Source organism: Acidiphilium sp. C61 (assembly GCF_905116885.1).
Lineage (GTDB): Bacteria > Pseudomonadota > Alphaproteobacteria > Acetobacterales > Acetobacteraceae > Acidiphilium.
The window spans coordinates 2,932,774-2,948,193 of sequence record NZ_CAJHNI010000005.1; the positions used below are offsets into that span (position 1 = coordinate 2,932,774).

Below are 15,420 nucleotides of genomic sequence, written 5' to 3' on the forward strand. Positions count from 1 at the left end.
CAATATGATAGAGCACTACATCCGATCCATCAGCATCAGAAACGGTTTTAGCCATGGACATTATCGCCACCCCGCGCCTCGTTTTGCGAACCCCGCTTTCGGGCGACCTTCAACATCTGCACGACCATGTGCTGTCAGACGCAGACGTGATGAAGATGGCCTTTGCGGGCGCCTCCATGTCTTTTGAACAGTCGATCTCATTCTTCGAAGCCAATTTCGACCATGCGCATAGTGGCAGGAAGTTAGGCATTCTTGTTGAGCGCGACACTGCGGCGTTCGTCGGATTTGCAGGTTTGCTCCCGTGCAACGTCCTGAACCAGCCGGACTATGAATGCGGGTTTGTGCTCAGGCGTGCTGTCTGGGGGCGCGGATACGCGACCGAGATTGGACGTGGTCAAATCGAGTATGGTCTGGAGACACTTCAATTAAGCCGCCTCCTTGCTCAAGCCTCGCCTGAAAACGAGGGATCGATTTCCGTTCTGAAAAAACTGGGCATGGAATTCAAAACCTCGATCCAAAGCGCAGAGAGAGGGGAGCGGCATGTCTATGCCATCGATCGTCTCCCCCCGCCGCGGCGGGAGATGTTGCTCCGTTAGCCGACATGATAGAGCGCACCATCCGATCCGGCGGGATCGGGACCTGCTCCCGCAGCGCCTCAAAGAAATTCACCGAAAGGCCGCCTCGATGCCCCGCAATACCATCACATGGCAAACCACTTGCCTGGCGGTTAGTGTCGCCGTGGTGTCTCTGCTGACATGCTTTGGTCTGATGCATCCCTGGATTACGGGTGACACTGCAAGCTGGCTCGCCCCTTGCTCGGGGATCGCGTGCTTTGCCGGTGCACGCTTTCCGCTGTATCGCATCGTCTATCTGGTCATCACGTTTGACGGCCGGTTTCCCGCCCTGCTGCCTTGGGTGCAGGTCTCGCTATTCCTCGTCGCCGGGTTTCAACTGGCGTCCTCATCCCGTCGCGCCGGCGCATCGCCCGCCGCCGCCGCCGCGATTGCTCTAGCTTTTCCCCTCAGCAATATGCTGCTGATCTGGGGACGCGCCGAAATTCCCGAAATCCTTGCCCGCGCGGCTCTCCTCGCCGCCCTCGCGGCCTCGCTCGACGCCGCCATCGCCCCTGCCTCGCGCCTCGCCTCCCTCCGCGCCGGTATCTTCGGGAGTGCGGCCTATCTCCTCGACCCCGCGCAACTGCCCTTCATCGTCGTTCTCCCCATACTCATCGCGTGGCTCCAGCAACGCAGCAACACATCCCGCGCGCACTGGCTTCAGCCCACCCGCACGGCGGCGTTACTTGCGCTGCCCTTTCTTGTCATTGCCAGCGTCCGTCTCGCAACGCTGGATAGTTTCAACATTGTTTCGTTCGGCGGCTACGAGATCTCCGGCCTCGCCGCTGAAATCCTCACTCCGGCCACCGAAGCGGAATTGCCCCCCAGGCTGCGCCCGATCGGAGCCGAAATCCTGAGCCGCAAATCCGAACTCATCCGCAGTCGCCAGATCCCGGCAACGCCGCTGAATTCTACCGGTCACGCCTCTCTCGCCTCCGAGGCGATCGGTTATTTCGATATCTTCGCCCGCTATTATGACGTCATGCTCCGCGAGACCGTCCTTCCCCTCCGCCAGCCCCAGCAGAGCTGGGTGGCTTTCAATCACGAGATGCAGACATTTTCCTTCGCCGTCATCCGGCATGAAAAAGTGATCTATGTCCTCTGGATTGCCGGTGCGCTCGCGCGGCTGTTCGGACGCATGACGATGCTGAACCTCCCCTTCGTGCTGGCTGCCGCCGCACTTCTGCTGATCCTCATCATGCGCCGGCCAGTCACCCACCCCGCACCGCAACCGCGCGACACATGTCTCCTCTTCGGACTGACCGCCGCGTACACGATCGGCACCGGCATCCTCGGTTGCCTCGTCGCTTTCCCCGCCCAACGATATATCGACGGTGCGGGCCTCCTCATTACCGCCTGGCCTCTTTATGCCTGCTTTCATCTGACCGGACTTTTTGCCCCGGCTCGTACCTGATGCCGCGTCTCGCCTCATCTTGTTGTCCAGACCATCGTCCAATCAGATGGAATCATCTGATCGGATAAAGACGCTGGGTTTATCAACAGGATAGAGCACGACATCCAATCCGAAAGAATCGGAAACTGCTCTGGGCTCTATTCCCGTTTCCGCCACGCGCGCCGCAGTCCATCGCGTCGCCCGCCCACCGCAAATCCTTAGCGACCTAATCATTCATAGAAAAACTGTATAAGTTTGTTAATAATATTAAAATATATACACGATTCCAATATAAAAACGCTACAAAAACCAAAGAATGAAACGGAGTCGGTCGTGCAAGATACAATAAAATGGCTATTTTTTGGTTTTTTTATCGGAATAATTATTACGCTTCCAATCATCGTTTTCGTCGAATATGCTTATTTTGGAAATCTGTATTCTTTCACTCATTATCGTTTCAACGGCAGAAAGAGTATAGCCTATTTTTATCAGTCGCTGGACTTGATGTATATGGGAACCGGACAATTTATACATACAATAGATTATATAAATCACAGATCGAAACACCTTCATATCATTGTCACGCCCATAAGCATAAATGATTACAAGGTAAAAATCGCAAACGTGTCCCAAAACGCCTGCCGCCTCATTGTCGACATGTCGTACAGTTCAAACATAGTAAAATTCATATATATCAATGATACGGCAGTCGGCCTGTTTCACTTCCAGCCGATCAGCGGCCACTTCCTTCTCGTCGACGGCAAGGCCGTCTCCCCCGGCCAGGACGCCTACGCCCGGCGCCTGTGCGCCAGAACCGCCGGGCGCGTGCAGATCGGCATGGAAATATCGGCCCACCCGTCCAACACCTGAGCCGCCAGAATCTAACCCTGAAAGCCATCCCGGATATTTGTCGCTCATCTCAACAATCATAAACAAAACAATAAAAACCTGAAAACGCTATAATATTGGACGTTTTTTCCCATCTCCCGCCATTCTCAGCCCGCACCGGCTAGGGTAAAACCTCTCGCGGTGGGTTAGAGCATCACCCGGTCGGCCGAGCTCATCTGACCGGATCAGCATGCTCGCGATATCAATGAAACAGGGCGCGACACCCGCTCCAAAAGGATCGGCACGTGCTCCAGGGGAGATGGCGTTGATCTATCGATGCATCGATTGCGGGAAAACCTCCTTCGAAACCGAATGCCCGTGGTGCCCGGCGGCGCATGACGCCGATGAGCCCGCGTCGGGCGAAGCGGCGGCGCAGATCCCGCTCGATCCCGCCTTCCTCCCCGAATTTCAATACCGGCCCAGAAACCTGCTCCTTCGCCTGCTCCTGAAGCGGCGAAACCAGGCCCGGCTCGACACCGCGCGCAACAACATCCTGCAAAAATACGCCCGGTTCCGGATCCCCTATTTCGCCAATTTCATCGCCATCGCCGGCTCCGGCGAAGCTGGGCTCGAACTCGCCGCCCTGACCGACCCGGCGGCGAACGACAATCACTCGGATACCGCCATCTTCCGCGAAATCCTGGTCCGCAAAGGCTTCGCCGAATTGCGCGATGCGCCGGAACTCTTCGGCAAGCTTCTGCTCACCACCCGTTTCAGCGAGGATTACCGCGCGTTTTGCCTGGAGTCCGTGCCCCATGTCCGGGACAGCCTGCGCGAGACGCTGAAATCATGGATCGCCGAAACCGGCCCCCGCTTCAGGAACGACCTCTGCCTCTTTCTCCATGTCCTGTGGTCCAGCAACATCAGGCATCCCGAGTTGCCCTTCAACGATCGCGCCGCGACGACCTACGGAACGCCCCTGCTGCCCCGCCAGCGTGTCAGGGACGTGCTGGACATCTGCGAAGCCATTCATCTCGATCTCCTGGTCCAGCGCCTCGATGCCCGGCTGGTTCATTTCGACCCCGACCGCACCGTCTCGATCGCCCATGTCGATGCGATGAACACCGATGATTTCGAAAAATTCCTCGCCGCCCTGTTCAGGATCGCCGGCTTCGAAATCGATGAAACCCGGCCCGGCGGCGATCGCGGCAGCGTGATGTTCGGCGCCCAGTTCGGCAAACGCGTCGTCATCCACGCGATCAGCGAGTCCGGCAGCGTCGCCGCCGCCGCCGTGCAGGACGCGATCTCCGCCCGCAACGTCTACGCCTGCGACGACGCCATCGTCGTCACCAACGCCTACTTCACCAGATCCGCAACCGACCTCGCCAACGCCGCCGGCATCGCCTTGATCGACCGCGTCGAACTCCAGAACTATCTCGACGAATACAATCTCCGCATCACCGAGGCCTATCAGGAAGTGGCAAACCCCGCCCTCGCCTGAAGCAGGGCCAGCCCTGTCAACCACCTTCCCGCCTGCGCATGCTCCTTGCCTACCCCCCGCCGATCGTGCTTGTTAGAAAAAATGACAACCGAAGCCGCACCGCAGGGCTTTCTGCTCCGCTTCGTCGGCTTCATCGCCGCACTCTGCGCCTGCGTCGCCGCCGAGGGCATGCGCTGCCGCCGCGGCGGCCCGGTCACCGTTCTCGCCTGGTCCCGCCTGCGCCGCCTCTGCGCCCGCTTCGAATCCCTCGCCGCCAGGCCGCCCGCGTCGCCGCGCCATCGCGCCCGCCGTCCAGGCCGCGCCGCCGCGCGCTCACCTCTGCCACGCGCCGCCGCGCGCTCGCCCCTGCCGCGCGATTTCGGCTGGCTGCGGCAAACCTTTCCCGCCGCCGCCGCCCTCGCGCCGCAGCTCCGCGCCCTGCTCGATGCGCCGGACATGCAGGGCTTCATCGCCGCAACCCCCACCGCCGGCCGCATCCTCCGCCCGCTCTGCCACACGCTCGGCCTCCGCCTGCCGCCCATCCTCGCGCTGCCGCCCCGCAAGCGCAAACCACGGCCCAAACCCGCGCCCAAACCCGTGCCCGATCTTGCGCCCGATCCCGCGCCCGATCCCGCTTCGGCGGCGACCTACACCCGCATGAACCTGGCCGCCCCGCACCAGGCGCCTGCGCCCGGCGGCAAGCCAGTCACCCCCTGGCCCCGCCCGCCGGACCGCCGCTTCATCCCCCCACACCGCCTCCGCACCTGACGATCCGGCGCCCCCCGCGCCCGGCCGCACACCCATGCCCGATTCAAGCGTTTGACCCGGCCGCGCGCCAATCCTAAACGCAACGCATGACACAGTCCGAAGCCGATACCCCCACGAGCTGGCCCTTCCGCGAAGCCGAACGCGTCGTCCACCGCCTGCACAAATCGGGGAAATCCACGGCCCTGTTCGAAACCGGCTACGGCCCGTCCGGCCTGCCGCATATCGGCACCTTCATGGAGGTCGCCCGCACCTCCTGGATCAGGCTCGCCTTCACCAGACTCACCGGCCTGCCCTCGAAGCTGCTCGCCTTCTCCGATGACATGGACGCCTTGCGCAAAGTCCCCGGCAATGTTCCGCAGCAGGACATGCTGCGCGAATTCATCGGCCAGCCGCTCACCCGCGTGCCCGACCCCTTCGGCACCCATCCGAGCTTCGGCGCCCACAACAACGCCCGGCTGCAAGCCTTCCTCGACTCCTTCGGCTTCGAATACGAATTCGCCTCCTCCACCGAATACTACACCTCCGGCCGCTTCAACGACGCGCTGCGCGCCGTCGCCGCGAAGCACGATGTCATCCGCGACATCATCCGCCCGACCCTCGGCCCCGAGCGCCGCGCCACCTATTCGCCCATCCTGCCGCTGCACCCGCGCACCGGCCAGGTCATGCAGGTCGCGATCGACGAGGTCGATGTCGATGCCGCAACCGTCACCTGGCGCGATCCGGAAACCGGCATCCTCCACGAAACCTCGATCCTCGATGGCGGGGCCAAGCTGCAATGGAAGGCGGACTGGGCGATGCGCTGGTTCGCCCTCGGGGTGGACTACGAAATGTCCGGCAAGGACCTGATCGATTCCGTCCGTCTCTCCAGCGCCATCGTCCGCGCCCTCGGCGGCGAGCCGCCCGAAAGCTTCACCTACGAGCTGTTCCTCGACGAACACGGCCAGAAGATCAGCAAGTCGAAGGGTAACGGCCTCTCGGTCGAGCAATGGCTGACCTATGCCCCGGCCGAAAGCCTCGGCCAGTTCATGTTCGCTTCGCCCCAGCGTGCCAAGCGCCTGTATTTCGACGTCATCCCCCGCGCCACCGACGAATACCTGACCCACCAGGACAATCTGCGCGAAGGCAAGGGTAGGGCGGAGGACAATCCCGCCTGGTTCATCCATGGCGGCGACATCCCCACCGCGTCGAGCAGCCCGATCCCCTTCGCCATGCTGCTCAACCTCGCCTCGGTGGTGAACGCCGAAACCCCCGACCTGCTCTGGGGCTTCATCCGCGCCTACCGGCCCGAGGCAACGCCGGACACCGCCCCCTTCCTCGCCCGGCTGGTCGATTTCGCGGTCCGCTACTATCAGGATTTCATCAAGCCGGCGAAGCAATACCGCCCCCCCACCGAGCTGGAGCGCGCCGCCCTGCTCGACCTCGCGGATGCTCTGAAAACCATCCCCGATGATGCCGACGCCGAAGCCCTGCAGAACCTGCTCTACGACATCGGCAAGCGCCACCCCTTCGCCAGCCTGCGCGAATGGTTCGGCTGCCTTTACCAGGTCCTGCTCGGCCAGACCGAGGGCCCGCGTTTCGGCGGCTTCATCGCCCTGTACGGCATCGCCCCCACGATCGGCCTGATCGAACAGGGCCTCGCCCTCTCCTGATCGCGGGCCTGATCACGGGCCTGATCGCGGGCGCCGTTCAGGTCAGCGCATCAGCCGCTCGATCGTCGGCTGCAACGCGGCGGCGATCCGGCGCATGCCCTCGGCATCCGGGTGCAGCGCGGGCTCGGGGGGGTGCATCCGCGGATCTACATAGAGTGCCGGGTCGGGGCGGCCGCCGGTCTCCAGCACATGCCCGACATCGCGGAACGTGACGAGCGAGCTTGCGGCATAGTGGCGGGCGAGAGCCGCGTTGATTGTCCGCGTCTGCGCGCTGATCCACGCCGAGCGGATCGAGGGCAGGATGCCGAGCAGCAGCACATGCGCGCGGGGAACATGGCGGTGCAGATCATCCACCACCGCCTCGATTCCCGGCACCGTCTGCCCGGCCCCCCAATGGGTGCGGCCGAGATTGTTGGCGCCGATCAGCAGCACGACGAGTCTCGGATGCAGGCCGGCGAACTCGCCATGGTCGATCCGCCAGATCACGCTCGCCGTGGTGTCGCCGATCAGGCCGAAATTCAGCGCGTCGTAACGCCCGTAATAATGCCGCCAGATCGGCAGGATCTGCTGGTAGGGGTGCTTCCCCTCGCGATGCCAGTATTCGGTGATCGAATCGCCGAGCCAGACCAGCCGCGCATTGGGATGCGCGCGCGCCTCCTGCCTCGTGTGCTCGAAACGCTGCCGCCACCAGGGCAGGTCCATCCGCCCGATCGGCGCGGCGGCAAGATTGACATGCGCCTGGGCGGTGAGCGGAACAAGCAATGCCAGCAGCAGGCAGAGGCGAAGGATCATGCGGACCTCGATGGATCGTGGCGCCCGAAGACGCGAGGATAGAAGAACAGATACGCCCCCTGGAACAGCCCGGCGAGCAGGAAGGGTGCGGCGAGGGCGCCGGACTCGAACAGCACGCCGGCCAGCGCCGGGGCGACGCCGCGCGGGATGAGCACCGAGATCGTGTTGACGCTGGCGGCAAGCCCCCGCCGCTCGCTGCGCACAATGCCGAGGGCGACCGCCTGGCGCGCCCCGGCCGTGCCGCGGTTGAAGGCCGAGCGCAGGGCGTAGATGACCAGTGCCACGCCGAAGCTCGGCGCGAAGGGCAGGGCGAACAGGCTGACCAGCCCGATCCCGCGCATCAGCACCACCGCCCGCACCGTGCCGAGAAGCCGGGTCAGCCGCCCGGTGGTCAGTGCCGCGATCCCGGCCGCGGCGAAGGCGATCGCGAGCGCGGGGCCGATGGCGGCAGCCCCTGCATGGAAGCGGGCGGCGAACCACCAGGAGATGAACGGGCCGGACAGGCCGATCCCGGTGCCGTTGAGAACATTGAGCCCGGCGAGTTTCCACAGCAGGCTGTTCTCCGCCTTCGAGACGGCCTCGTGCCCCTCGGTCCGGGCGGCTTCAGGCAGGCGTGGCGGATCGGGGGTGAGGGCGAGCAGCAGGGTTGCGATCAGCGAGGCCGCGAGCGGCAGGGCGAACATCGGCCGCGCCGCGCCGATCAGCCCAGCCAGCACGGCGCCGATGGCCATGCCGAAAAACCCGATCGCGGTGTTGAGCGACAGCACCGTGCCGAACTCCCGCTTCTCGATCAGGCCGGACAGCCAGGATTGTTCCGCCGGCGCAAAGGGGCCGGCGGCGCCGTTCGCACCCCGGCCGAAGCCGCCGATCACCGCGGCGAAGGCGAGCGGCAGCGTCGCCTGGGTCAGCAGGCCGATCAGCGACGCAATCACCGAGATCGCCTCGTAGACGAGGACGAAGCGCTTGCGGCCGAAGCGGTCGCTGGCGGGGCCGACCAGCGTCGTCACCGCAACGGCGAACAGGATCGACAGGGCGAAGACAACGCCAAGCAGCGTGGCACTCCAGCCGAGCCTGGTCACATAAAGCGCGAAATCGACCACCAGCGCGCCCTGGGCGATGCTGCGCGCCCCGCGCGCGCCCATCAGGCGGGCGATGTCGGGGCGCGCCGTTGCCATCAGATGCCGGCCGGGATCAGGATCAGGCTCAGCCCGCCGAGAACGGCGCAGTAGAAGGCGAAGGGGCCGAGCGCCCAGCGGTCGTGATCGCGGAAATAGCGCATCAGGAAGGCGGTCGAGAGATACGCCACCACCCCGGCGACGATGGCGGCGATCACGGCGGTGCCGAACATGCCCCGCGCGGCGGCGGCGTGGTGCAGCAGATGCGGCACCTCGACCACGGCGGCGCCGGCGATCACCGGGGTCGCCATCAGGAAGGCGAAGCGGGCGGCGGCCTCGTGGTCGAGCCCGCGGGTCAGGCCGCCCACGATCGCCGAGCCCGAGCGCGACAGGCCGGGCAGGAAGGCGAGGCACTGGAACAGGCCGATGATCACGGCGTCGCGCAGCGTCATCTGGCCGATGCCGAACCCGTTCCCGGTGCGGCGTCGACGCAGCTTTTCGCCGATCACCAGCACCGCGCCGTTGGCGATGAGGAAGGCGGCGGCGATTTCGGGACTGGCGAAGAGATGCTGGATCGGCTTTTTCAGCGCGAAGCCGATGATCACGGCGGGCAGCGTGGCAACGACGAGGCGCAGCAGCAGGCCGCGCTGGGCATCGACCTCGCCGGGGTCGCCGCGGCCGAGCAGGCCGGTGAACATCGCCCACCATTCACGCCAGAAATAGAGCAGCAGCGCCGTCGCGGTGCCGACATGCAGAAGCACCACGAAGGGCAGGAAGGACGGCGCGGCCTGGTCGATCCGCCAGTGCAGCAGGGCGGGGACGATCACGACATGGCCAAGGCTGGAGACGGGAAAGAGTTCCGTGGCGCCTTGCAGGAAGGCGAACAGGATTGCGGTCAGCAGGGTCATGGCGGCTCCGGCGGTTGAGGGTGCGGCTTCCTTGGCAAACAAGTGGCGCAAAGGCAACGCGGCCGGGTGGCGGCCGCCAACCCGGCGCCGCCCGGCTTGCCATTCCTTCATCCGCCGCACATAGTTCCGTCATTATCCGGAGCCGTTTTTCGCGGTCTGACGTGAGCGTGCCGGCGCCGCATTGCTGAATTTGGAAACCACCATTGTCGATCTCTCCGCTGCGGATGTTTCAGCCCCTGTGCCGTCTGGTCTCTGCGCTCGCCCGGCCGCGAAGACTGGTTGCGCTGTTCCTCTGTTTCGGATTGGCGACCGGCACGGAACTCGCGTTCCTCGTGCCGATCGGCCAGGTGGCCGACGAGCCGTGTCAGATGGCGCGGGCCGATGGGTTGCTCTATGGCCAGCTTCTCGGCCATCGGGTGATAGATCCCCTCCAGCACCATGTCTCTTCCGCGGTGACCAACAACGCCGCCGTCGTCCGTATTTGGCAGCTGATGCTGGAGAACGGGGAAGGCAACAAGCGGGTCTCGCAGGCGCAGATGGCACAGGCGCGGGCGGTAAGGTGGTCCGGTCGCACGACGCTCATGGATTGTCCGAACACCGTTGCGTATTTTCCGGCGCTGTTCCTGCCGGCGACGATCGGGCTCGGCGCCGGTTGGCTCGCCGGCCTGTCGCCCTGGCGGACGGTGCTGCTCGGCCGGGTCCTGATGCTGGCGGCGTTTCTTGCCATGGGGGCGGCGGCGCTGGCGCTGGCGCGCTGGGGGCATGCCCTGCTGTTCGCGATGCTGATGCTGCCGATGACGGTGTCGCTCGCCGCCTCGTTCAACGTCGATGGCCAGATGATCGGCGCGGCCGCGCTCGCGGCGGCGCTGCTGACAAGCGATCCCGAGCGTGAGCCCGCCCGGCGCTGGCTCGCCGCCGCGCTGCTCGTGCTGATGATCATGACCAAGCCGCCCTACATGCCGCTGCTGTTCATCGGCCTGCTGCCGCTGGCGCAGCCGCGCTGGCGCGCCGTTCTGGCCCGGCTGTCACTGCTGGCGGTGCCGTCGCTGGTCTGGCTCGGCGTGGCGCATCATGTCTCGGCGGCGCCCATCTATCACGTCGCCCCCTACCATCCGGGGCCGCTCTGGCCCGGCCGGCACGACCTGTGGCTGACCACGATCGATCCGGCCGCCGGCCTGCGCAGCCTGATCGCGCATCCGCTTGCGGTGGCCCTGCTGCCCCTCCACGCCCTCGCCGCCAACGCGCCGCTCTACCTGCGCGAGGCGATCGGCACACTCGGCTGGCTCTCGGTCATACTGCCCCGATGGGACTATCAGGGCTGGAGCCTCGCCCTGCTCGTGGCACTCCTCGGCACGATGCTGGCCGGCCCCGCCGACCGTCGCTCGGCGGGCGATGCCGGGTTCGCGGCGCTGCTGGTGCTGGGCGGCGTGCTGGCGATGATGCTCGCGGTCTATCTGAGCTGGACCTATACCGGGTACGACCGGATCGACGGTATCCAGGGGCGCTATTTCCTGGTGATCCTGCCGTTTCTGCTTTTCCTGCGGCCCGGACCGGGCTGGAGACCGGGCACGGTGGCTTCGCGTCAGGCGATCGAGACGCTGGCCGCGCTGCCGGCGGCGGTGATGGCGCTGGCCAATCTCGCCGTGTTGCCGCAGATCCTGGCCCGGATCTTTTACTGAGCCGTGCAGGCGCCGTTTGCCGCGGCGCCGGTTTGCCGATAAAAGGAAATCACTCGCGTTATGGTTGTGATGGCGCCGGCCTCTGCGCGGCGCGCGCGGTCGCACGGCGCATGGCGCATGGCGCATGGCGCATGGCGCATGGCGCATGGCGCAGGAAAGGGACATGTCGTGTCGGCACAGGCAAGCCCGGTCACGGTTTCGGTCGTCGTGCCGTTTCACAACGAGGCCGGCAATGTGGCGCCGCTCTACGAGCGGCTCGCCACCGTGCTCGATGGCAGCGGCGAGAGCTGGGAGCTGGTCTGCGTCAATGACGGCAGCCGGGATGCGACGCTCGCCGCCCTGCTCGGCCTCGCCGCGCGCGATGCGCGGGTGCGGGTGATCGACCTGTCGCGCAATTTCGGCAAGGAGGCGGCGCTGACCGCCGGGCTCGACCATGCGCGCGGCGCGGTGGCGGTTCCACTCGACGCCGATTTGCAGGACCCGCCCGAGGCGATTCCCGCGCTGCTGGCGAAATGGCGCGAGGGTTATGACGTGGTCAACGCCACGCGGGTCTCGCGCGAGGGCGACGGCGCGGTGAAGCGGTGGACCGCGCACATGTTCTACCGGGTGATGAACCGGCTGAGCGATGTGCCGATCCCGCGCGATACCGGGGATTTCCGGCTGATCGCCCGGCCGGCGCTGGAGGCGCTGAAGCGGCTGCCGGAGCGGCGGCGGTTCATGAAGGGACTGTTCGCCTGGATCGGCTTCCGCACCACCACCATCGCCTATCACCGCGCCCCGCGCCATGCCGGGCGGACCAGCTGGACCTACTGGAAATTGTGGAATTTCGCGCTGGAGGGGGTGACCTCGTTTTCCAGCGCGCCGCTGCGGCTGGCTTCCTATCTCGGCTTCGCCGTCTCGGTCTTCGCCTTCGTCTACGCGGCGGTGACGATCTTTCGCAAGCTGGTCTATGGCAACCCGGTGCAGGGCTATCCCTCGCTGCTGGTCGCCATCCTGTTCCTCGGCGGGGTGCAGCTCATCGCCCTCGGCATGATCGGCGAATATCTCGGCCGGCTCTACGAGGAGAGCAAGCAGCGGCCGCTCTACATCGTGCGCGAAGTCATCGGCGGGAGCGCGCCGGACTCATGAGGCGGCGAAGCGCTGGATGCGTTCGGACATCGCCGCGACGCCGTTGCCGCGATTGCCGGACAAGGCGCCGATCAGCCCCCATTCCTTGAGGAAAACCGGCGGTGTGGCGCGGATCTCCGCCGGGGGGCGGCCGGAATAGACCTGCAACAGCATGGCGACGAGGCCGCTGACGATCGCGGCGTCCGACGCGCCGGCGAAATAGAGCTTCCCATCCGCGAGCTTCGGCTCCAGCCAGACCCGGCTCTGGCAGCCGGGCACCAGCCGGTCGTCGGTCTTCAGCGCCTCGGGGAAGGCGGGCAGCGCCTGGCCGAGTTCGATGATGAACTGGTAGCGGTCCATCCAGTCATCGAACAGGAACAGCTCGTCATGCAGGGCGGCGATCGCCGCGGCAGCGCTTTCCTGCGCGGGGGTGACGAAGGGCGGCGCGCTCATGCCGGGCGGACCAGGCGGTGGTGCTTCTTGCCGGACGAGAGCTTGGCCGCGCCGTCGATCACGTCGGCGAGGGTGACCATGTGCGCCTCCTCGGCGATCGGGGCGTCGTTGAGCCGCGCGCCGCCGCCGCGGATCAGCCGGCGCGCCTCGCCGTTGCTGGCGGCGAGCCCGGCTTTCACCAGCAGGGCGAAGGCGGGAATGCCGGCTGCAAGCTCGGCGGCGGGGATATCGATCCCCGGCAGGGTTTCCGCCGCCTCGCCGCCCTCGAAGGTGCGGCGCGCGGTCTCGGCCGCGGCCTCGGCGGCGGCGCGCCCGTGGCAGAGCGCGGTCGCCTCGGTGGCGAGGATCTTCTTCGCCTCGTTGATCTCGGCCCCTTGCAGCGCCTCCAGCCGGGCGATCTCGTCGAGCGGCAGGTCGGTAAACAGGCGCAGGAAGCGGCCGACATCCGCATCCTCGGTGTTGCGCCAGAACTGCCAGTAGTCGAACGGGCTGCGCCTTGCGGCCGAGAGCCAGACGGCGCCGGCCGCGGTCTTGCCCATCTTCGCCCCCGAGGCGGTGGTGATCAGCGGCGCGGTCAGGCCATAGACCTGCTTGGCGTCGGTGCGGCGGACGAGGTCGATGCCCTGGACGATGTTGCCCCACTGGTCCGACCCGCCCATCTGGAGCACCACGCCGTAGCGGCGGTTCAGCTCGCGGAAATCATAGGCCTGCAGGATCGAGTAGTTGAATTCGAGGAAGGTCAGCCCCTGTTCGCGCTCCAGCCGCGAGCGGACCGAGTCGAAGGACAGCATGCGGTTGACGCTGAAATGCACGCCGACCTCGCGCAGCAGGTCGATATAGCCGAGCGTATCCAGCCAGTCGGCATTGTTGACCATGACGGCGTCGGAGGGACCGTCGCCGAAGCGCAGATAGGCGGCGATGTTGTCGCGGATGCCGGCCATGTTCAGCGCGATCTGTTCCTCGGTGAGGAGCTGGCGGGCTTCTTCGCGGAAGGAGGGGTCGCCGATGCGGGTGGTGCCGCCGCCGAGAATGGCGACCGGCTTGTGCCCGTGCTTCTGCAGCAGGCGGAGCATCATGATCTGGATCATGTGGCCGACATGCAGGCTGTCGGCCGTGCAGTCGAAGCCGATATAGCCGGCGATCGGGCCGGCACGCATCGCCTCGCGCAGCCCTTCGGTGTCGGTGCACTGGAAAATGTAGCCGCGCGCTTCTGCCTCGCGCAGGAAATCGCCGGTATCGGTCATGATCATGGTTCCGCCGTGGTCGGGGTGGCCGCAACCGGCCCGTTTGTCTTCAGATGGGCGCGGGGTAGCACGCGGGGGCCGGCGTGCCAATTCCGCCCGTCGCACGCGCGGCGCGCAGGGCGCCGAGCAGGATCGCCAGCGGGGCGGCCTCGACATGCGCGAGGCTCGCCAGCAGCGGCCCGAGCACCGGCCAGAGCCAGAGCAGCACATCCGCCGGCTCCAGCCGGCCGCGCCGCCAGGCGAGCCAGGCGGTCATCACCGAAAGCGCGGCCATATCGTTCACATAGGCGTAGGGCGTGACGAGCAGGGTGAGGCAGACGGTGAGCGAGGCGCGGGCGACCGGGTCCGGCGCTGGAACTCGCCAGGCCCGCCAGCACCAGGTCGCGGCGGCCAGTGCCGCGGCGGCCTGCGCCGCGCCGGCAAGCGCCACGCTGGCGCCGAGGCTGCGCGCCATCCAGAACACCGACACACCGTTCAGCTCGTAGCGCGCCGGGAACGGGGCGACGAGATGGGCGTGCGCCGCCGCCATGCCCGGGCCGAGCCAGGCCGCCCAGATCGCCGGGCCGGTGATCAGGGTGATCGCGGCGGCCAGGGCGGCTGCCAGTGCTGCGCCGGTGGCAAGGCCCCGCCAGTCGCCGCGCGCGAGCAGCACCACCGGGCCGAGCAGCCCGGCCTGCGGCTTGAGCGAGAGCAGCCCGAACAGCGCGCCCGCCGCCGGTTGCCGGGCCGACGCCGCGGCGAGTGCGGCGATGAAGATGCAGCCCGAGAGCGGGCCGAATTCACCGATCGACACGCCGATGAGCGACGCGGGCCCGAGCAGCCCCGCCGCGATGACCGGCCATGGCGCGCCGGCGCGGCGTAGCAGGAACGGGCAGGGCAGGGCGATCAGGATCGTCCACACCAGCAGGCCGGCGCCGGGCGCGAGCGGGGCCAGCGGCAGCATCGCGAGAAGCGCCGGCGGCGGGTAGAAGAACTGCATGAAGCCCGGCAGCCCCGCCCCTACATGCGCCGCCGTCCAGCCAAGAAAGCGGAACGGCGTATAGAGGCTCGCCGGCGCGGCCGAGACGGCGATATGCGCGGCCGGCCAGAAGGCGAAGAAATCGCTCGGCAGCACCGCCGGCACCACCTGCTTCCCCTCGAACATGGCGGCGGCGATCACGCCCAGCACATGGAGCATCGCCCGTGCCGGCGACAGCCAGGCCAGGCTCGCGATGCCGAGCAACAGCCAGGGCAGGAAGGTGCGCCCGTTGACCGCCGGGCGGAAGCTGCCGCGCGCCGCGCGAGGTTCCACGTCCGATCCTTTGCTCCGGTTCTTGTAAACCCCGCCGCCGCGGCGGATAAGCGAAGCATGCCCGAAACAGGTTTCCAGACCGCTAACGACGGCGCCGCG

General features: G+C 66.4%; 14 protein-coding genes. 8 read left to right on the forward strand and 6 right to left on the reverse strand.

The genetic code is table 11. The features are described from left to right. The first annotated feature begins 53 nt into the window (after nucleotides 1-53). The 6 genes from HUW10_RS16560 to HUW10_RS16585 all read left to right on the forward strand — a co-directional run bounded on the left by HUW10_RS16560 (nucleotide 54) and on the right by HUW10_RS16585 (nucleotide 6,732). Nucleotides 54-596, forward strand: coding sequence for a GNAT family N-acetyltransferase (locus tag HUW10_RS16560; RefSeq protein WP_174504474.1), 543 nt, complete (start codon nucleotides 54-56; stop codon nucleotides 594-596). Nucleotides 597-768: 172 nt separating this feature from the next. Further along, nucleotides 769-2,028 (forward strand): hypothetical protein, encoded by a 1,260-nt coding sequence (locus HUW10_RS16565; protein ID WP_217425401.1) that lies wholly within the window; start codon nucleotides 769-771, stop codon nucleotides 2,026-2,028. Nucleotides 2,029-2,340: 312 nt separating this feature from the next. Further along, nucleotides 2,341-2,877, forward strand: a complete 537-nt coding sequence (locus tag HUW10_RS16570) for a hypothetical protein (protein ID WP_174504476.1) — start codon at nucleotides 2,341-2,343, stop codon at nucleotides 2,875-2,877. Nucleotides 2,878-3,160: 283 nt separating this feature from the next. Then, the gene (locus HUW10_RS16575) at nucleotides 3,161-4,336 is read left to right on the forward strand and encodes a restriction endonuclease (RefSeq protein ID WP_174504477.1); all 1,176 of its coding nucleotides are present in this window, start codon (nucleotides 3,161-3,163) and stop codon (nucleotides 4,334-4,336) included. 81 nt (nucleotides 4,337-4,417) lie between these two features. Continuing rightward, on the forward strand, nucleotides 4,418-5,083 hold the full coding sequence (locus HUW10_RS16580) for a hypothetical protein (protein WP_174504478.1): 666 nt from the start codon (nucleotides 4,418-4,420) through the stop codon (nucleotides 5,081-5,083). Nucleotides 5,084-5,169: 86 nt separating this feature from the next. Further along, nucleotides 5,170-6,732: a lysine--tRNA ligase gene (locus HUW10_RS16585; protein ID WP_174504479.1), complete on the forward strand. Its 1,563-nt coding sequence runs from the start codon at nucleotides 5,170-5,172 to the stop codon at nucleotides 6,730-6,732. Between the two features lie 42 nt (nucleotides 6,733-6,774). Here the strand turns inward: HUW10_RS16585 and HUW10_RS16590 are convergent, their stop codons facing one another. The 3 genes from HUW10_RS16590 to HUW10_RS16600 are packed head-to-tail and all read right to left on the reverse strand — an operon-like array spanning nucleotide 6,775 to nucleotide 9,547. Further along, a complete protein-coding gene (locus HUW10_RS16590; RefSeq protein WP_174504480.1) occupies nucleotides 6,775-7,524 on the reverse strand; it encodes a GDSL-type esterase/lipase family protein in 750 nt (249 codons plus the stop codon). After that, nucleotides 7,521-8,699 carry an MFS transporter gene (locus HUW10_RS16595; RefSeq protein WP_174504481.1) on the reverse strand — a complete coding sequence of 393 codons (1,179 nt, stop codon included), beginning with the start codon at nucleotides 8,697-8,699 and terminating at the stop codon, nucleotides 7,521-7,523. Before HUW10_RS16595 ends, HUW10_RS16590 begins: the two co-directional genes overlap by 4 nt. Continuing rightward, nucleotides 8,699-9,547, reverse strand: coding sequence for an undecaprenyl-diphosphate phosphatase (locus HUW10_RS16600; RefSeq protein ID WP_174504482.1), 849 nt, complete (start codon nucleotides 9,545-9,547; stop codon nucleotides 8,699-8,701). Before HUW10_RS16600 ends, HUW10_RS16595 begins: the two co-directional genes overlap by 1 nt. 203 nt (nucleotides 9,548-9,750) lie before the next feature. Here HUW10_RS16600 and HUW10_RS16605 point away from each other — a divergent pair, with 203 nt between their 5' ends. Further along, on the forward strand, nucleotides 9,751-11,226 hold the full coding sequence (locus HUW10_RS16605; protein ID WP_174504483.1) for a DUF2142 domain-containing protein: 1,476 nt from the start codon (nucleotides 9,751-9,753) through the stop codon (nucleotides 11,224-11,226). 138 nt (nucleotides 11,227-11,364) lie between these two features. Next, the gene (locus HUW10_RS16610; protein ID WP_174504941.1) at nucleotides 11,365-12,354 is read left to right on the forward strand and encodes a glycosyltransferase family 2 protein; all 990 of its coding nucleotides are present in this window, start codon (nucleotides 11,365-11,367) and stop codon (nucleotides 12,352-12,354) included. On the opposite strand, the gene HUW10_RS16615 is transcribed toward HUW10_RS16610, so the two are convergent. From HUW10_RS16615 to HUW10_RS16625, 3 genes are read right to left on the reverse strand one after another with little or no spacing between them, the layout of a single operon-like run. Continuing rightward, nucleotides 12,349-12,786 carry a SufE family protein gene (locus HUW10_RS16615; protein WP_174504484.1) on the reverse strand — a complete coding sequence of 146 codons (438 nt, stop codon included), beginning with the start codon at nucleotides 12,784-12,786 and terminating at the stop codon, nucleotides 12,349-12,351. The genes HUW10_RS16610 and HUW10_RS16615 overlap by 6 nt on opposite strands. Next, nucleotides 12,783-14,036 (reverse strand): tyrosine--tRNA ligase, encoded by a 1,254-nt coding sequence (gene tyrS / locus HUW10_RS16620; RefSeq protein ID WP_174504485.1) that lies wholly within the window; start codon nucleotides 14,034-14,036, stop codon nucleotides 12,783-12,785. The genes HUW10_RS16615 and tyrS overlap by 4 nt, the downstream gene beginning before the upstream one ends. A 43-nt stretch (nucleotides 14,037-14,079) precedes the next feature. Next, a complete protein-coding gene (locus tag HUW10_RS16625) occupies nucleotides 14,080-15,321 on the reverse strand; it encodes a glycosyltransferase family 87 protein (RefSeq protein WP_236656466.1) in 1,242 nt (413 codons plus the stop codon). Between the last annotated feature and the right edge of the window lie 99 nt (nucleotides 15,322-15,420).